The sequence below is a fragment of the Novosphingobium sp. P6W genome, from assembly GCF_000876675.2.
Taxonomy (GTDB): Bacteria; Pseudomonadota; Alphaproteobacteria; order Sphingomonadales; family Sphingomonadaceae; genus Novosphingobium.
In genome coordinates, this window is the sequence record NZ_CP030353.1 from 2,049,877 (window position 1) to 2,066,492 (window position 16,616).

The following is a 16,616-nucleotide window of genomic DNA, read 5'->3' on the forward strand; positions in this document are numbered from 1 at the left end:
GCGCAGCCCGAAAAGGTACGGGCCGGTGCATCGCTGCACCGGCCCGTCTTGTCTGCCGCAGGTCAGACGCCGATCAGAAGTCGGCGGTGGCGCTGAAGATCATCGTACGCGGGGTGCCGATCCAGGCGTAGTTGCCCGAGATACCGCCGAGGTAGCTCTCGTCGGTAAGGTTGGTGATGTTGAGCGAGAACTCCAATGCCTTGAAGCGGTCGCTCAGCGCCTGGCCCTTCACTGCGACCGAGAGGTCAGTGAGGAAGTTGTTCTTGGCCGTCCAGCTGTTGTTAGCATTGACGAAACGGTTTCCGGTGTACTTGCCGGTCAGGCCCAGCTTGACCGGTCCGTAGGTGTAGGTCCCCGAGAGCACCCACATGTCCTTGGGAATGCCTGCGACGCGGTTGCCGGCGGTTACGCCTTGCTCGGCATCAAGTTCGGTGCTGCCCGTGCCGCGATAGGTGGCGTCGATGTGAGTATAGGCACCGTAGAGGCTGACACCGGCCACCGGCCGCACGTTGGCAAGCAGTTCGAAGCCTTCGGAGTCGATGCCGCCGGCATTGAAAAACCGGCCGTCGCCTTCGCTCAGATAATCCGGGCCGGCCGAGGTCGAGGACGGCACGAAGATCACCTGATTGGAGAACTTGCTCTTGAACCATGTCGCCGAGGCATTGAAGATCGGGCTGGCGTAACGCACGCCCGCTTCCCAGTTTTCGGCGGTTTCGGGCTCGATGTTCTCGATGGCGTCGGCACTGTATTCGAGCAGGGTATCGCTCAGCGCCTTAAAGTTTTCCGAATAGCCGCCGAACACGTCGAGGCCATCGAGCGGTTCGACCTTGACGCCGCCGGACCACAGGACCTTAGACTTCGACTTGGTCTTCAGGTTCGGGGTTTCGCCGAACAGGTCCTCGCGGTCGATGTGGTTGATGAACTGCTTGGCGCCGACATTGGCCGTGACCGGGCCGACCTGGACTTGTTCCTCGACGTACCACTTGAAGGTGGTCTGCGGATACTTGCGATCGTACTGGGTCCAGTACGGTGCGGCGTCATAGGCAGGGCCGACGCGGGTGTCGGTGAGGTGGTGCCAGTCGCGCCATTCGCGGCGATTGGTGTCTTCGTACCACAAGCCGCCGCGCAGGGTGTTCTCGACCATGCCGAACTGCGCGTTCCATGCCGCGTCGGCGGTGCCGCCGAGGCGGTCCTTGCGGTAATGGGTGTGGCGGTAGGACTGCTGCCACAGGAAGCTGGCGGCCGTGGTCGGATCGACCGCAGCGCCGGAGGCATTGGTGGCATAATAGACCGGCGTGCCCGAGCCTGCGGGCAGGCCGGCCCACCATGCGGGCGTGCCCTTGACCGAGCCACCGGAAATCTCGCTCTGCGGGCCAGTTCCGTCCTGGATCACGTCGACGATGTAGGGCGGCGCCCAGTCACCGCGGCCGGCCATGTCATGGTAGTAGACCGAGGCTTTGAGATCGACCGCATCGGCAATCGTGGTCTCGCCCTTCAGGTAGGCGAAGAAGTTCTTGCGCTTGGTGTTCCAGACCTGGCGATACTGCTGGTCGGCCGCAGGTACGCCGGTCCACACTCCGACGAGGCCGTCGGAATTGGGATTGGCGGCGAACTGCGCCTCCGAGTACATCTGGTCGTAGTTGCTTTCGAACGCCTCGTCGTAGCTGACATAGCCGGTCAGCTTGACGGGCGTGTCGACGATGAACTTGCCCGCGAAGTTGTCGCGGCGATTGTTAGCCGAGCCTTCCATCCAGTCGGTGGCCTGCTGGTGCGAATAGGAAATCCACGCCTTGGCGACGCCGCCGATCAGGCCGGTGTCGACGCGGCCGTAATAGCGGCTTGCGTCAAAGTCGCCGACCGAGCCGGAGAGGCGCACGTTGAATTCGTCCTTCGGGTCCGAGGTGACGAAATTGATGGTGCCGCCCAGCGCTTCGTTCGAGCGCGACGCGATATCGGCGGTGCCTTGGAAGACCTCGACCGTGCCGATGTTCATGGTGTCTACGAAGCGGCCGGCCTTCGAGCCGCCGCCGTAGCCCGAGCCGCCGTTCGGCAGTCCGTCGATGGTCAGGCCGACCTGCTGCGTGTCGAGGTTGGTCTGGTAGCCGCGGATCGAATAAGTGGTCGACCAGTCGTCGAAGCCGAAAGCGTCGCCCTCATTCACCTGTACGCCGGGCAGGGTGCCGATGAGGTCGATCGCGGAGGCGACCGGCGATTTGTCGTCCAGCAGGTTCTCGTCGAGGGCGGCGTTGTTGTAGGTTGTGCGCTGGCCGGTGACGATGATGGCCTCGGCTTCGGCGTCTTCCGCCTCTTCGGCGAAAGTGGGCGTGGCGGCGGCGATCGCGGCGAGGCTGACGCCGAGAATGCAGAAATTACGGATCGATGTGGTGCGCATGGCTGAAGCCCCCTGTGCCAGTTCTTGTGCGACGCAGCATCTGGGCGTGTTTTCTGACGTGGTGCAGACAGTTTAAAGGCAGTTCAGGGTCTTTAATTTGACCGTCGTCAGACATCTTGGTGACCACCAGCGTCTTCAGACTGTAACTGCCTTGGCGCATTGGGCGCCGCGATCAGCCGCGGGATAGCCATGACCGAAACCAAGCGCCTTCTTGCCTCGATCCATGATGTCGGCCCCGGTTTCGAGCGGGAGGTGGAACAGCTTGCCGCGCTGCTTGAACGGCGGCTGGGCAGCCCGCGCTTTGCGATGCTGGTGGTCCCCGATCACTGGGGGCGTCACCCGCTGGCCAGCGCTCCGGCGTTCAAGGCGCGGCTGCGGGCGTGGGCGGATGCGGGGGTGGAGATGTTCGTCCACGGCTGGTTCCACCGCGACTACGCCGAGCATCGCGGCCTTGCCCGTATTAAGGCACGGCACATGACGGCATCGGAGGGAGAGTTCCTGGGGCTGGAGGAAGCCGAAGCGCTGCGCCGCATGCAGAAGGGCAGGGCGCTTGTCGAGGACGCGACGGGCCGCGCGGCGGCGGGCTTCATCGCCCCGGCCTGGCTCTATGGTCCTGGTGCGCGCGCGGCGCTGCGCCGGTCCGGGCTGGCGCTGGCGGAAGACCACTGGCGGGTCTGGGACGCTGCCAGCGACAAGGTGCTGGCGCGCGGTCCGGTGATTACCTGGGCCAGTCGCAGCGTAGCGCGCACGGCGTCGTCGATCGCTTTTGCAGGGCTGGCGCGGCAGGCCTTGCCGGTCCTGCCGACGGTGCGGATCGCGGTGCATCCGGGCGACGTCACCAAGCCCGAGCTGATAGCCAGCATCGATGCCACGCTGGTTCGGTTCGCGCGTAGTCATGAGCCTTCCCGCTATGCGCAGATCCGCGTCTGATGCTCCCCATTACGGTTCGAAGGCGCTGGCGTGTCGGTTAGGCGACCGGCCGTATCGTCGTCACAAACCCGAAATCATCCTTCCATAGAGGGCCGCTGGTAACGAACTCATTCCCCTCCCGCTCTGTGCGGGCCGGAGGGGGCAGGGACGGCGGGGCGGCGTCTGACGGAAATGCACGAAGCGCTTGGACATGGACCACTCAGGATCGCGATCCCGATCCACAGCCTGGAACCGGGCGGCGTGGAACGTGTCGCGCTGGGGCTGGCGACGCAGTGGCGCAGCGCCGGGCATCAGGTGACGGTGGTGCTTGGCCGCTCGGGCGGCTCGGGCCTGTCCAGCGCGCCGGCGCTCGATTACTGGAGCGTTCCCACGCGGCTATCGACTGCATCCTGGGAAACGCCGTGGATGATCCACACCCTCTACAGTTTCCTGGTCGAGCGCCGGGTCGATGTACTGTTTTGTCCCGGTAATACCTACGCTGTTGTCGCCGCTGCGATGAAGCTGCTGTTAGGCGGCCATGCGCCGCCGATGATGCTCAAGGTCAGCAATGCGCTGCACCGGCCCGACATGCCGCAGCCGATCCGCAGCGGCTATGGCACCTGGCTGCGCACGCAGGGGGCGGTGTTCGATTCGCTTGTCGCCTTGTCCGAACCGATGCGCCGCGAAATCCGCGAATGCATGCTGGCGGAAGCGCGGCAGGTCAGCGTCATTGCTAATCCCGTGCTGACCCGCCAGCGCCTGCGCCTGCTGGGCCGGATCGAGCGGCGCGCCCCTTCTGCATGGGGCATGCGCTATCTCGCTGCGGGACGGCTAGTGGCGCAGAAGAACTATCCCCTGCTGCTGCGCGCCTTCGCAGGCGCGGCGCGGGCGGACGATCAACTGACCATCGCCGGGGAAGGGCCGGAGCGCGCCCGCCTTGAAGCGCTGGTCGATGGACTGGGTATTGCCGGGCAGGTGCATTTCGCCGGCCACGTTGCCAGCATCGATCCGCTGCTGGAGAAGGCCGATGCCTTGGTCCTCAGCTCGGACTACGAGGGCCTCCCCGGCGTCGTCGTCGAGGCGCTGGCGGCTGGGCTGCCCGTGCTGGCGACCGACTGCTGTGTCAGCATGACCAGCCTTGTCGATCACGAACGCACGGGACTGATCGTTCCCACCGGCAGCATCGAGACTTTCGCGCAGGGGCTGGTGCAACTTCGGCAGATGCGCGGCGACCCCCAGCGCGCTCGCTCCGTGGCCTCGATCTATGAGGTCGAAGGCGCGGCGCATCGCTACATCGAACTCATGCAGGACGTCGCCCGGCGGTGCGATCACGATCGCAGGCGCGGCCTTGCCCTCAGCACGCTGGCGCCCTGCCGCTCGCTACGGCGCTCATAACAGTTCGGATCATCCAGGAGATGTCCTTGTCCCAAACCGTTGCAGCAGGCAGTCTCGATCTGCCCGCAATCCAGCTGACGCCGCAGGACCGTCCGTCGAATCGCGGGCGCAATGCGGTGTTTTCGATCCTGCTTTCGCTCGCGGTAATCGCCGCAGTGGTGCACGAGACGAGCAGCCTCGAACTGCGCAGATTGCCCGCGATGATCCCTTCGTCGCCGGCGTTCTGGCTGGTCTTTGCGGCATCCTATCTCATCACCCCCGCCAGTGAGTGGCTGATCTTCCGGCGTCTCTGGGGCATACCGGCGACGGGCTTCCTCGCGCTGGTGCGCAAGAAGGTTTATAACGAGCTTCTGCTCGGCTACCTTGGCGAGGCTTATTTCTACACCTGGGCGCGCCGACGGGTGACGCTGGCTGCTGCGCCTTTCGGGGCGGTCAAGGACGTCGCCATTCTGTCCGCGATGACCGGCAACGTCGTCACCGTGGTGCTGCTGGCGCTGGTCCTGCCGTTGCTGGGAACCCATGCGCTGGGCATCGACGCGCGGGTGTTGATGCTTTCGCTGGGTGTGATCCTGGTGATCTCGATAGCGGCGATGGCGTTCCGCCGCCGGGTGTTCAGCTTGCGCAAGCCCGAACTGTGGATGATCGGGCGGATGCACCTGGCCCGCATCATCCTGTCTACTCTGCTGTCGGCGATCCTGTGGCATCTTGTCCTGCCCGGAGTTGCGCTTTCGTGGTGGTTCTACCTCGCGACGCTGCGCCTGCTCGTTTCGCGCCTGCCGCTTATCCCGAACAAGGACCTGCTCTTTGCCGGCATCACCGTCGTGGTGCTGGGCGAGGAGCGGGATATCGGCACGCTGATGGCCCTGATGGCGGGCCTGATCCTTGCCGCGCACCTCGTGCTGGGTGCGCTGGTGGCCCTGCACGATCTCGTTAACCTGGAGAGGCGCCCATGATTTCCGTCGTTTCCCTCGGCGTCGTACTGCCGCTAGCGGCAGCTGCGACCGTGGCTTCCACCCCTGATCTCGGCAAGGCCGAAGCGCGCTGCCGCCCCGGTGAGAGCGGTTCCGCCTTCACGGTCGAGGTCGAGGGCCTCAAGGACCGCACCGGCAACCTCAAACTTGAGGTGTACCCGGCCAACGACCGCGACTTCCTCGCCGATGACAACCAGCTCATTAGCGCCGGCAAGACCTTCCGCCGCGTGGAAATGCCGGTTCCGGCGAGCGGTCCGGTGCGAATTTGCGTGCGGGTGCCCGGCCCCAGCACATATGCAGTGAGCCTGCTCCATGACCGCGACGAGGACCGCAAGTTCAACTGGAAGGTCGATGGCATCGGTTTCGCGGGCAACCCCCGGTTGTTCCTCGGCAAGCCGCGCGCTGCCAATGCCAGCGCCAGTGCGGGCCGTGCGCCGACCCGGCTTACGATCGTGCTCAACTACCGCAGGGGCCTCGGTGTCGCCCCGCTGGCAGCAAGGTGATCGGCTCATGAGGATCGTCGACGTCTGCGCTTTTTACACTCCGCATGGCGGCGGTGTGCGCACGTATGTGGAACAGAAGCTGCGCATCGGACCGCAACTGGGCCATGAGATCGTCATCCTAGCCCCCGGCGACGAGGACGGCGTGGTCGAACGCGGACCGAACGCCCGGATCGTCACGCTGAAAAGCCCGCGCTTTCCGCTGGACCGCAAGTACGGCTACTTCGCCTCGGCCGAGCAATTGCACGGTGCCCTCGATGAACTGGCGCCCGATTTTGTCGAAGCGACGTCGCCCTGGCGCAGCGCCGGCCTCGTCGCCGACTGGGCGGGGGCTGCGCCGCGTAGTCTGGTGATGCATGCAGACCCGCTTTCCGCCTTCGCTTATCGCTGGTTCGGGCAGGTCTTCTCGCGCAAGACGATCGACTGGCAGTTTTCGGTCTACTGGGAGCATCTGCGCCGCCACAGCCGCCGCTTCGACCATATCGTATGCGCCAACAGCGACCTTTCGCGCCGGTTGGCCGAAGGCGGCGTGCCGCGCACGGTGACGCTGCCGATGGGGGTGGAGCCGGGCCGCTTCTCCCCGCTCAACCGCGATCCTGCCTTGCGCGCACGGTTGCTGGCAGCCTGCGACCTGCCGGAAAGCGCCAGCCTGCTGCTCGCCTGTGGGCGGCTTTCGCCCGAGAAGCGCTGGCCGATGGTGATCGATGCGGTCAACGCCGCCGGCCAGCAGTCGCCGATCGGCCTGGTCATGTTCGGCGAGGGGCGCGAGCGCCGCACGATCCTCAAGCACATCGCCGGCAATCCGCACGTCCGCCTGTTCGAGCCCGAGCGCGACCGCGAAACCTTCGCGCGCATCCTCGCCAGCCCCGATGCGCTGATCCACGGGTGTGAGGCGGAAACGTACTGCATGGCCGCCGCCGAAGCGCGCGCGAGCGGCACCCCGGTCATCGTTCCCGATGGCGGCGGTGCGGCCGATCACGCGGGCGATGGCGCAGGCATGACTTACGCCGCCTGCGACCCGGCAGCAGCGGCGTGGGCCATCGCCACCGTCCTGCGCAGCCCCCGTCGGCAGCCGCAGGAAGCGCGCACGATTACGCAGCACTTCGCCGAGCTTTTCGCGCTTTACGAACAAACGCGCGTCCGTCTGCGCGCAGCGGCCTGAGGCAAGACAGGGTGCCCGGCAAAGGCACTCTGGCGGCAATGGTGGCTGTTCTTGGTGTTGGCCCGCAGGATCTGGAGGCGACGAACATTAACCTCGTGAGCGGCAATCCCTATTCCGGGGTCTGCTCGGTCGACCAGTTCCACCTGTTCCGCCCCTTCGACTGCGCGCGCAACCACCGCACGCCGAGGCCAGGCGGTGGCTCTGGGCATCACGTTGTCACGGCGATTGGCTGAAAATGGCCATTTTTACGGTTTGTAAGGACATCTGGGGCTTGCGTCTTTTGCATCTAGTCCCCTAAGCTGGGTGCACCGCAACATGGAGTGAAGTTTTGGAGACCGTTTCTATCGTGCTATTTCTCTTGCTGGCGGTCGTCGTCAGCGGAGCCTTCGCCCGAATGCTGCCGTTCTCCATTCCCACTCCGCTGGTCCAGATCGTCCTTGGTGCGGCGATCGGTCTGTCGACCTCGCACGGGGTCGAGCTTGACCCTGAGCTTTTCCTGTTCCTTTTCCTACCGCCACTGCTGTTTCTGGACGGTTGGCGCATTCCCAAGGACGAATTGCTCAAGGATGCCTCTACCGTCGTGGAATTGGCCCTTGGGCTGGTGCTGATGACCGTGGTGGGCATGGGCTTCTTTATCCACTGGATGATCCCGGCGATGCCGCTGGCAGTCGCCTTCGCCCTCGCCGCCGTGGTCTCGCCGACGGACCCGATTGCAGTTTCCGCCATCGCAGCGCGTGTGCCCATCCCCAAGCGCATGATGCACATCCTCGAAGGCGAATCGCTGCTCAACGATGCGTCGGGTCTGGTGTGCCTGCGCTTCGCCGTCGCGGCGGCGCTGACCGGCACGTTCTCGGCCGGGGAGGCGGCGCTGAACTTTGCCTGGGTCGCGCTAGGCGGACTGGCGATCGGCGTCATCGTTACCATTGCCGCCACGCGCGCCAAAGCCTGGGTTACCAAGCGCTGGGGCGAGGACACCGGCTCGCAGATTCTCGTCAGCCTGCTGATCCCCTTTGGCTCCTATCTTCTGGCCGAACACATGCACGCGTCGGGCATCCTTGCCGCAGTGAGCGCGGGCGTGACGATGACGTTTGCTGAAATCTCGCGCCAGGCGCTTGCGGTTACGCGGATGCGCCGCAATTCGGTGTGGGACATGGTCCAGTTCACCCTCAACGGCATCATCTTCGTGCTGTTGGGAGAGCAGTTGCCGAGCATTCTTGCCGGCGCGAAACAGACGGTTGCGCTGACCGGCCATGCCGCGCCGTGGTGGCTGGGGGTCTACGTTCTGGCGATCGTCGCGGGCCTCGCCGCGCTGCGCTTTATCTGGGTCTGGGCCTCGCTCAAGTTTACCATTCTGCGCAAGGCGAAGAAGGGCGATGGTTTCCAAAGCCCGGACTGGCGCCTGGTCGCGGCGACGTCCTTCGCGGGCGTGCGCGGTGCCATCACGCTGGCAGGTGTGCTTACCCTGCCGCTGGTGCTGAACGACGGAACCCCGTTCCCCGCGCGGGACCTTGCGATCTTCCTGGCGGCCGGCGTGATCGTCGTCTCGCTCGTGCTAGCCAGTGTCGCCCTGCCGATCCTGCTTAAGGGCCTGACGATGCCTGCCGAACCGGCCAAGCAGGCCGAGGAGGACAATGCCCGCATCGCCACTGCCGAGGCCGCCATTCAGGCCATCGAACGGCACCAGCACGCCTTGGCGGCAGACAAGGTGGACGCGGATATCTACGCCGAAGCAGGCGGACAGGTGATGAACCTCTACCGCGAGCGGGTCGAGGGGCTGAGCGGCAAGCAGTCCGCCGAAAGCCGCGCCGGCGACCGGCTCCTGCGCGAATTCCGTCTGGTCGGTGTCAAGGCGGAGCGGGCGGCAGTACTCAAACTTGTGCGGAGCCGCCGCATCGGCAGCGAGACGGCCAAGAAGCTGACACGGGAACTAGACCTGTCGGAAACGCGCTATCAAGGCTGATGGAAATTTAACGAGGACTAACTTAGTCTGCGTTTAATCGTTGACGCTATAACGCGGATAGAGTAACTCCGCGTTCATGGCTCACATAACCACCAGCGTCGAATACGGCATCCACGGATTGCTCTGGCTTGTCGGCAACGACGGCAAGGCGCTGAGCAGCCGTGAGATCGCTGAGATTCAGGGCATCTCGCCCAGCTTCCTTGCAAAGATTTTTCCCAAGCTGGAGAAGGCTGGGATCGTCACCGCCAGCGAGGGCGTACGCGGCGGCTACCGGCTGGGGCGCCCGGCGGATGAGATCACGTTCCTCCAGATCGTCGATGCGATCGAAGGCGAAAAGCCGCTGTTCGACTGCCAGGAAGTGCGCGAACGCTGCGTCCTGTTTGCTGGCGGCGTGCCGGGCTGGGCGAATTCGGGAACCTGTGCGATCCACGCGGTGATGAAGCAGGCCGAAAAGGCGATGCGCGATGCCCTTGCCGCCCAGACGTTGGGCGAAGTTGCCAGCCGTTTCAGTCGCAAGGCGCCCGATAGCTTCTTCGCCGATTTCAAGGAATGGGCCGGTGAGCGCCAGACCACGCGAACCGCCCGGACCGGGCGGCCGGCCCGCGACGGGCCTTCCTGATCCGCTTCGATACCTTCTGAACATCTGATCTTCTTTCCCGTCGTCCTCGCTGGACGCTGCCGGGAAACCCCTGCTTTGCGCCCGCCCCACACGGCAGCGCGCCTTGCGGATCGAGACTTTGCGTCCGGCGAACCTGAAGGAGAACATCTATGAGCAAGCAGACCATTCTTGTCGCCGGTTCCGGTTTCGCCGGTGTCTGGGCCGCTCTTTCGGCCGTCCGAGCCATTTCGCTGGCGGGGCGTGAGGGCGACGTGGAAGTGGTGATCGTATCACCCGAACCCCGCCTGGTAATCCGCCCGCGCCTGTATGAAGCCGTGCTCGAGAACATGGATCCGGACGTTTCCGAACTGCTGGCCGCTGTGGGCGTGCGCCATGTGGGCGGGCTGATCCAGGACATCGACGTGGAAGGCCGCGAGGCTACGGTCCTGTACGGCGATGGCGCCGTGCAGCCGATCAAATGGGACCGCTTCGTTCTGGCCGCCGGCAGCCGCTTGGCGACCCCGCCGATCCCCGGCCTCGCCGACCATGCCTTCGATGTCGACCAGCTTGCTTCCGCGCGCCGTCTGGATGCTCACATCAAGTCGCTGGGAGAGCGGGCAGAAACGGCGGCGCGTAACACGGCAGTCGTCGTCGGCGGCGGCTTCACCGGGCTTGAAGGCGCTGCCGAAATGCCTGAACGCCTGCGCGCCGTACTGGGTAAGGACGCGCAGGTTCGTGTCGTCATCGTCGATCCCGCCTCGCAGATCGGCGCCGACATGGGCGATGAGGCTGGCGAGGCGGTCCGCGCTGCGCTGGTGGAAATGGGTATCGAGCAGCGGCCCGGCGTGCGCGTCACGGCGGTGGATGCCGGCGGCGTCACGCTCTCCGACGGTTCGCGCATCGATGCCGAAACGGTGGTGTGGAGCGCGGGGCTGCGCGCCCATCCGCTCGCCGCGCAAGTCCCCGGCGAGCATGACGCTGCGGGCCGTGTGATCGGCGATGCCTTCCTGCGCGCTCCGGCGGCGGACGGTATTTTCGTTACCGGCGATACCGTCAAGGCGGCAACCGACGATGCGGGTAACTTCACGGTGATGTCCTGTCAGCACGCGCTCAGCCTTGGGCGCGTGGCGGGGCACAATGCCGCTGCCGAACTCGCCGGGCTGGACCTGCATCCCTACAGTCAGCCCAAGTACGTCACCTGCCTGGACCTGGGGGCCTGGGGCGCGCTTTATACCGAGGGTTGGGACCGGCAGGTCCGCCTGACGCGTGAAGAGGGCAAGAAGGTGAAGCAGGAGATCAACGGCATCTGGATCTACCCGCCCGCACCGGACCGCGACGCTGTGTTCGCGGTGGCTAACCCGGATTTCGTCATCGTCCCCTGACGGGGTTTGTACCAGGAATGGCGCGTGTCCCGGCCGGCAAGGGCAGCCGGGACACGCGCTCCGTTTCAGTAGTCTTCGGTGTCGATGCTGGCCTGTATCGCGTCGGGGTAGCGGCGCCCGCTGATGGTCTGCTCGCTGATCAGCGCGCCGGCCTGTTCCAGCACCGAGGCGGCGACGGTCAGCCCGGCTGCGGCATGGTTCTGGTCGAAGTGAGGGATGGTGCGGGTGCCGGGGATCGCGTGGACATGCTCCGCGCGCGAAAGGGCCCATGCCAGCGCCAGCTGAGCAGGCGTAACTTGCGCCTCGGCGGCGAGCGCGTTGAACCGGGTGATCAGTTCGATGTTGCGGGGCCAGTTTTCCGCCTGGAACCGAGGCATGCTGCGGCGGATGTCCTTTTCGGCGAGCGCTGCGGCGTCGTGCAGTTCGCCGCCCAGCGCCCCGCGCGCGACGGGGGAGAAGGCGACAAGCGCGATGCCGAGTTCCCGTGTGGTTTCCAGAACGCCCAGTTCGACATTGCGGGTCCACAGCGAATATTCGGTCTGCACCGCTGCCATCGGGTGGACGGCGTGCGCTTCGCGGATATGGGCGCTCGACCATTCCGAGACGCCGTAGGAGCCGATCTTGCCTGCCTCGATCGCGCGGGCCATGGCGCCGACGGAATCGGCGATCGGCACCTTGGGGTCGAAGCGGTGCATATAGAACAGATCGACATGATCGGTGCCGAGCCGCTTGAGACTGCCGTCGAGGGAGGCGGTGATCGATTCCGGTCGGCAGTCGATGCCGCGGTTCGGCCCCTCGACGATGATGCCGGTCTTGGTGGCGAGCAGGAACTCCCCGCGCCGGTCGATGATCGCCTCGCCAAGGATTTCCTCGCTCACCCCGGCGCCGTAGATGTTGGCGGTGTCGAAATGATCGCAGCCCGCGTCCAGCGCATGGCGGAACAGCGCGACCGCATCCTCGCGGGAAGGGGCAGAGCCGTAAGCCCAGGCGACGTTCATGCACCCAAGGCCCACGGAATGGACCTGCCGGCCCCCGAGAATGCGTTGTGTCATCAGCTCCAGCCGTCCTGTTGTTCGAGACTGGCTGCGAGTTCGCCGATGACGCGGTAGCAGTCAAGCACCTTGGACGCCGACGAGTTCGGCTCGCGGCCCTCGCGGATGGCGGCGACGAATTCGCGGTCCTGCAGTTCGATGCCGTTGTTCGAGACGGTGACGCCGGTTAGGTCGATCGGCTCTTCCTTGCCGTTCACCAGGTCGTCGTAGCGCGCGATGTAGGTATCGCTATCGCCGATATAGCGGAAGAAGGTGCCCAGCGGCCCGTTGTTGTTGAAGGAAAGCGAAAGGGTGCAGATTGCGCCCGTCTCGGCCTTGACCTGGATCGACATGTCCATGGCGATGCCCAGTTCCGGGTGCCTGGGCCCCTGCATCACATTGGCGGCGACGATCCTGCCGCTCTGATAAGCGAACAGGTCGATCGTGTGTGCGGCGTGGTGCCACAATAGATGGTCGGTCCACGAACGGGCTTCGCCCTTGGCGTTGATATTCTTGCGGCGGAAGAAGTAGGTCTGCACGTCCATCTGCTGGACCGCGAATTCGCCCGCGACGATCCTGTTATGCACGTACTGATGCGAAGGATTGAAGCGACGTGTATGGCCGACCATGCAGACGAGGCCGGTTTCCTTCGCTTTAGCGGCCACCGCTTCGGCATCCGCCCAGCTGTCCGACAGCGGGATTTCGACCTGTACGTGCTTGCCCGCATTCATGCAGGCGATCGCCTGCCTGGCGTGCATCTGAGTGGGTGTGCACAGGATCACCGCGTCGACATCGGGCAGGGCCAAGGCTTCCGCAAGGTCGGTGCCGGAGTGCGGCGCGCCGTATCTGGCAGCGACTTCTGCGGCCTGCCCGGCCGACCGGCTGATGACGGAGGCGATCTCGACACCGTCGATGTTCTTGAGGCCGTCGAGGTGCTTCTCACCGAAGGCACCGGCGCCCACGAGGGCAATGCGCATGGATTTCTCCTTGGAATTTCTTGAAGCGTTTGAAATCAGATCGCGGCCTGTGCGGCGGCGTTATTGCCTTCCAGCGTGGGGCTGGGCGGCACCGTGCCGTCGACCGGCTCAAGTACGATGTGCCCGATCGCGGTGTTGGAGCAGGGTACGTGGTAGTGCCGATGAAGGGCCCGTGTCTCGCGCCCCAGCGCGCCGCGCATGATGAGCCACATGACCATCTCGATGCCTTCCGAGCCGGTCTCGCGCAGGTATTCGATATGCGGGATCGTGCGCAGTTTCTGCGTGGTGCCGATCATGCCGTCAAGGAACATGGCGTCCCATTCGGCATTGATGAGCCCGGCGCGCGGCCCCTGAAGCTGGTGGCTCATGCCGCCGGTGCCCCAGATCTGCACGTTGAGATCCTGATCGTAAGACTGAACGGCGCGCGCGATCGCCTCGCCCAGCGCCCAGCAGCGGTTGCCCGAGGGCGGCGGATAGGTGACCACGTTGACCGCCAGCGGGATCACCTTGACCGGCCAGGCATCGGGCGCATCGTACATCATCGTCAGCGGCACGGTGAGGCCGTGGTCGACGTCCATCTCGTTGATGATGGTCATGTCGAATTCGTCGAGGATCAGGCTCTGCGCGATGTGCCAGGCGAGGTCGGGGTGGCCTTCCACGTCGGGCACCTTGCGCGGTCCCCAGCCTTCGTCGGCGGGCTTGTAGCGTTCGCCGCAGCCAATCGCGAAAGTGGGGATGATCTTCATGTCGAAGGCGGATGCGTGATCGTTGTAGACCAGGATCACGACATCGGGCTTAACCTCGGGCTTCGCGATCCATTCGCGCGTCCAGTCGTAGCCTTCGAAGATCGGGGCGAAATACGCGTCGCGGTCCTTGCCCATGTCGGCGGCGACGCCGAGCAGCGGCACATGGCTCGATGCGATGCCTGCGGTTATCCGGGCCATGTCAGCGCTGCTTCCTTATCGCCGGATCGCCCTCGGCTGCACGGTTGGCTGTGATGGACCGTACACCTTCGGGCGAGCGGCCGCCGGCGTTCATCATCGCCGAGTATTCTTCCACGCTCATGCCGGTCATGGTGCTGACCGCCTGCAGGAAGCTGAAGCCATCGGTCGAGAAGACTTTTGCTAGAAAATAGATGTTGCCGCCAAGGTCGAGCAGCAAGTTGTAATCGCGCGCCAGCACGGCTGCCTTCTGGCCCGGCGTCATCGGCCATTCGTCGAGGTAGGCGGCTTCGTTGGCCAGCCAGCGGGTGCGGTTTTCGGCCTTCATCAGGCTCATCGCGAACTGGTTGAGGTGATAGCCCTGCCGTGCCCGCGCGGCGGTGTAGACGCGGGTGCCGGGAATATCCTCGAACTCGCCGAGGTATCCGTGGATATCGCGTGGTCCGCTCACAGCCCCCGCGCCTTGAGCTGCGCGTCGAGGCGCGGGAAGACCGTGCGGGTATTGCCTTCGAAGATGGCGCGGCGCTCTTCGTCCGAGATGTCCAGCGCATCGACATAGCGCTTGGTATCGTCGAAGTAGTGGCCGGTCTGCGGGTCTATCCCGCGCACCGCGCCGACCATCTCCGAGCCGAACAGGATGTTCTTGTTGGCGATCACGTCGGCCAGCAGGTCCACGCCGGGCTGGTGGTACACGCAGGTGTCGAAGAACACGTTCTTCATGATGTATTCGTCGAGGCTGGGCTTTTTGAGCATGTCGGCAAGGCCCCGGTAGCGGCCCCAGTGATAAGGCACCGCGCCGCCGCCGTGGGGGATGATGAAGCGCAAGGTGGGGAACTTCGCGAAAAGATCCCCCTGCATCAGCTGCATGAAAGCGATGGTATCCGCCGCGATGTAGAAGCCGCCGGTGGCGTGCATCGCCGGATTGCACGAACCCGAGACGTGGATCATCGCCGGAACGTCCAGCTCGCACATCACTTCGTAGAGCGGAAACCAGTATTCGTCGGTCAGCGCCGGATGCTCGAAGTGGCCGCCGCCCGGATCGGGGTTGAGGTTGCAACCGATGAAGCCCAGCTCCTCCACGCAGCGGCGAAGTTCCCGGATGCTCGCGGTCAGGTCCGCCTTGGGCGACTGCGGCAACATGCATACGCCCACGAATGTCTCGGGAAAGATCGCCACCACGCGGGCGATAAGATTGTTGCAATGAAACGCCCATTCGTCAGAGATCGCCTGGTCGCCGACGTGGTGCGCCATTGCGCTGGCACGGGGCGAAAAGATCGTCAGGTCGGCGCCGCGATCCCTGATGAGTTTCAGCTGGTTCTGCTCGATCGTCTCGCGGATTTCGGCGTCGGAAATCTCGGGATAGGCGGGGATCGTCTCGCCCGCGTTGTAGGCGGCAACCTGCGCCTCGCGCCAGGCGTCGTGGGCCTTGGGCAGGACGGTGTAGTGGCCGTGGCAATCGATGACGAGGCTCATGGCTCAGTTCTTTCCGGTCGATTTTTTATGGAATGCGGCCAGTTTGGCGGCGTAGCCTGCGGGCGGCGGATTGATGCCGCGATCTGCCAGTATCTGCTGCCAGTTCACGGTGTTTTCGGTCATCATCGGCGCAATGCCCAGGTCGCGGAGCATCTGCGCCGCTTCGGCCATTTCGGCGGCGCGGCGGCGGCCGTGGACCATCATTCGATCAAGGTTATAATCGGCGCGCTCGGCCCAGCTGAGCGCCCTCTCGCTGGCGTCGAGCGAGGCCAGAACGTCGTCTGCCACGCCCTCGGCATGGGCGGCCATCATCATCTCGGCGGTCAGGGCTTCGAGGCCCTTGACCATGACCGACCGCACCAGCTTGATAGCCGAGGCGCGACCGATCGCATCCCCGACCACCGTGGCTTTCGTGAAGCCGATCTCGTGCAGGCGTTCGCTGGCCTCGTCGGCGTCCGGGCCCGAAATATTGAGCGGCACGGCCATATGCGCGGGGTTGACCGGCGCCATCACCGCCACGTCAACGTAGCGCCGACCAGCCTTGGCGAAGGCCTGCGCCGCGCTGCGCTTGGTGCCCGGCGCGACCGAGTTCATGTCGCAGAACAGGGCATCGGGAGCGACAAGCCCGGCACATTCGCTGGCGACCGCCAAAGCCTGGTCCGCCGTCACCAGCGAGAGCACGATGGCGGCCCCGGCAAGCGCCTCGGCGGCATTGGCGCAGGGCGTGACGCCGTGCGTTTTGATCTCGGCGCGGCGAGCGGGGTCTACATCGAAGGCGGCGGCGCGCGAACCCCAGCCAGCGGCGCGGGCGAATGTCGATCCGGCCTCGCCGAACCCGATCAGGGCGATGGAACCTCTCATGCCGCCTGCCTGCCTCCATGGCCTGTTGCGGGCAAATCGGAACTGCCTATTTGCGATAAGCTAT

Annotated in this window: 16 protein-coding genes; 9 read left to right on the plus strand and 7 right to left on the minus strand. The window is 65.0% G+C overall.

The window, feature by feature from the left end; all coding sequences use genetic code 11:
• Positions 1-73: 73 nt before the first annotated feature.
• Positions 74-2,392: a TonB-dependent receptor domain-containing protein gene (locus TQ38_RS24960; protein ID WP_043970429.1), complete on the minus strand. Its 2,319-nt coding sequence runs from the start codon at positions 2,390-2,392 to the stop codon at positions 74-76.
• Between the two features lie 189 nt (positions 2,393-2,581).
• On the opposite strand from TQ38_RS24960, the gene TQ38_RS24965 reads away from it, so the two are divergent.
• The 9 genes from TQ38_RS24965 to TQ38_RS25005 all read left to right on the plus strand — a co-directional run bounded on the left by TQ38_RS24965 (position 2,582) and on the right by TQ38_RS25005 (position 11,269).
• A complete protein-coding gene (locus TQ38_RS24965) occupies positions 2,582-3,322 on the plus strand; it encodes a DUF2334 domain-containing protein (RefSeq protein ID WP_043970430.1) in 741 nt (246 codons plus the stop codon).
• Between the two features lie 171 nt (positions 3,323-3,493).
• Positions 3,494-4,696, plus strand: a complete 1,203-nt coding sequence (locus tag TQ38_RS24970; RefSeq protein WP_043970431.1) for a glycosyltransferase — start codon at positions 3,494-3,496, stop codon at positions 4,694-4,696.
• A 20-nt stretch (positions 4,697-4,716) separates the two neighbouring features.
• Positions 4,717-5,649, plus strand: coding sequence for a hypothetical protein (locus tag TQ38_RS24975; RefSeq protein WP_043970433.1), 933 nt, complete (start codon positions 4,717-4,719; stop codon positions 5,647-5,649).
• Positions 5,646-6,170, plus strand: a complete 525-nt coding sequence (locus TQ38_RS24980; protein WP_205316150.1) for a DUF2141 domain-containing protein — start codon at positions 5,646-5,648, stop codon at positions 6,168-6,170. The genes TQ38_RS24975 and TQ38_RS24980 overlap by 4 nt, the downstream gene beginning before the upstream one ends.
• Before the next feature lie 7 nt (positions 6,171-6,177).
• Positions 6,178-7,329, plus strand: coding sequence for a glycosyltransferase (locus TQ38_RS24985; RefSeq protein WP_043970435.1), 1,152 nt, complete (start codon positions 6,178-6,180; stop codon positions 7,327-7,329).
• Between the two features lie 38 nt (positions 7,330-7,367).
• A complete protein-coding gene (locus tag TQ38_RS24990; RefSeq protein ID WP_043970437.1) occupies positions 7,368-7,562 on the plus strand; it encodes a hypothetical protein in 195 nt (64 codons plus the stop codon).
• A gap of 95 nt (positions 7,563-7,657) precedes the next feature.
• Complete coding sequence (locus TQ38_RS24995) at positions 7,658-9,289, plus strand: Na+/H+ antiporter (protein ID WP_043970441.1); 1,632 nt, start codon at positions 7,658-7,660, stop codon at positions 9,287-9,289.
• A gap of 76 nt (positions 9,290-9,365) precedes the next feature.
• Complete coding sequence (locus TQ38_RS25000; RefSeq protein WP_043970444.1) at positions 9,366-9,908, plus strand: Rrf2 family transcriptional regulator; 543 nt, start codon at positions 9,366-9,368, stop codon at positions 9,906-9,908.
• A gap of 149 nt (positions 9,909-10,057) precedes the next feature.
• Positions 10,058-11,269, plus strand: a complete 1,212-nt coding sequence (locus TQ38_RS25005) for an NAD(P)/FAD-dependent oxidoreductase (RefSeq protein ID WP_043970446.1) — start codon at positions 10,058-10,060, stop codon at positions 11,267-11,269.
• A gap of 65 nt (positions 11,270-11,334) precedes the next feature.
• Here TQ38_RS25005 and TQ38_RS25010 read toward each other — a convergent pair whose 3' ends face one another.
• The 6 genes from TQ38_RS25010 to TQ38_RS25035 are packed head-to-tail and all read right to left on the minus strand — an operon-like array spanning position 11,335 to position 16,552.
• Positions 11,335-12,321, minus strand: coding sequence for an aldo/keto reductase (locus TQ38_RS25010; RefSeq protein ID WP_043970448.1), 987 nt, complete (start codon positions 12,319-12,321; stop codon positions 11,335-11,337).
• Complete coding sequence (locus TQ38_RS25015; protein ID WP_043970451.1) at positions 12,321-13,277, minus strand: Gfo/Idh/MocA family oxidoreductase; 957 nt, start codon at positions 13,275-13,277, stop codon at positions 12,321-12,323. The genes TQ38_RS25010 and TQ38_RS25015 overlap by 1 nt, the downstream gene beginning before the upstream one ends.
• A gap of 35 nt (positions 13,278-13,312) precedes the next feature.
• The gene (locus TQ38_RS25020) at positions 13,313-14,221 is read right to left on the minus strand and encodes a class III extradiol dioxygenase subunit beta (RefSeq protein ID WP_043970452.1); all 909 of its coding nucleotides are present in this window, start codon (positions 14,219-14,221) and stop codon (positions 13,313-13,315) included.
• A 1-nt stretch (position 14,222) separates the two neighbouring features.
• A complete protein-coding gene (gene ligA / locus TQ38_RS25025; RefSeq protein ID WP_043970454.1) occupies positions 14,223-14,669 on the minus strand; it encodes a protocatechuate 4,5-dioxygenase subunit alpha in 447 nt (148 codons plus the stop codon).
• Positions 14,666-15,691 (minus strand): amidohydrolase family protein, encoded by a 1,026-nt coding sequence (locus tag TQ38_RS25030; protein WP_043970457.1) that lies wholly within the window; start codon positions 15,689-15,691, stop codon positions 14,666-14,668. The genes ligA and TQ38_RS25030 overlap by 4 nt, the downstream gene beginning before the upstream one ends.
• A gap of 3 nt (positions 15,692-15,694) precedes the next feature.
• Complete coding sequence (locus TQ38_RS25035; RefSeq protein ID WP_043970459.1) at positions 15,695-16,552, minus strand: NAD(P)-dependent oxidoreductase; 858 nt, start codon at positions 16,550-16,552, stop codon at positions 15,695-15,697.
• Positions 16,553-16,616: the final 64 nt, after the last annotated feature.

What these genes read in the sequence shown, in the direction of transcription:
- TQ38_RS24960 (WP_043970429.1), bottom strand. Translation starts at nt 2,392, where the DNA reads ATGCGCACCACATCGATCCGTAATTTCTGCATTCTCGGCGTCAGCCTC.
- TQ38_RS24965 (WP_043970430.1), top strand. Translation starts at nt 2,582, where the DNA reads ATGACCGAAACCAAGCGCCTTCTTGCCTCGATCCATGATGTCGGCCCC.
- TQ38_RS24970 (WP_043970431.1), top strand. Translation starts at nt 3,494, where the DNA reads ATGCACGAAGCGCTTGGACATGGACCACTCAGGATCGCGATCCCGATC.
- TQ38_RS24975 (WP_043970433.1), top strand. Translation starts at nt 4,717, where the DNA reads ATGTCCTTGTCCCAAACCGTTGCAGCAGGCAGTCTCGATCTGCCCGCA.
- TQ38_RS24980 (WP_205316150.1), top strand. Translation starts at nt 5,646, where the DNA reads ATGATTTCCGTCGTTTCCCTCGGCGTCGTACTGCCGCTAGCGGCAGCT.
- TQ38_RS24985 (WP_043970435.1), top strand. Translation starts at nt 6,178, where the DNA reads ATGAGGATCGTCGACGTCTGCGCTTTTTACACTCCGCATGGCGGCGGT.
- TQ38_RS24990 (WP_043970437.1), top strand. Translation starts at nt 7,368, where the DNA reads ATGGTGGCTGTTCTTGGTGTTGGCCCGCAGGATCTGGAGGCGACGAAC.
- TQ38_RS25000 (WP_043970444.1), top strand. Translation starts at nt 9,366, where the DNA reads ATGGCTCACATAACCACCAGCGTCGAATACGGCATCCACGGATTGCTC.
- TQ38_RS25005 (WP_043970446.1), top strand. Translation starts at nt 10,058, where the DNA reads ATGAGCAAGCAGACCATTCTTGTCGCCGGTTCCGGTTTCGCCGGTGTC.
- TQ38_RS25010 (WP_043970448.1), bottom strand. Translation starts at nt 12,321, where the DNA reads ATGACACAACGCATTCTCGGGGGCCGGCAGGTCCATTCCGTGGGCCTT.
- TQ38_RS25015 (WP_043970451.1), bottom strand. Translation starts at nt 13,277, where the DNA reads ATGCGCATTGCCCTCGTGGGCGCCGGTGCCTTCGGTGAGAAGCACCTC.
- TQ38_RS25020 (WP_043970452.1), bottom strand. Translation starts at nt 14,221, where the DNA reads ATGGCCCGGATAACCGCAGGCATCGCATCGAGCCATGTGCCGCTGCTC.
- TQ38_RS25030 (WP_043970457.1), bottom strand. Translation starts at nt 15,691, where the DNA reads ATGAGCCTCGTCATCGATTGCCACGGCCACTACACCGTCCTGCCCAAG.
- TQ38_RS25035 (WP_043970459.1), bottom strand. Translation starts at nt 16,552, where the DNA reads ATGAGAGGTTCCATCGCCCTGATCGGGTTCGGCGAGGCCGGATCGACA.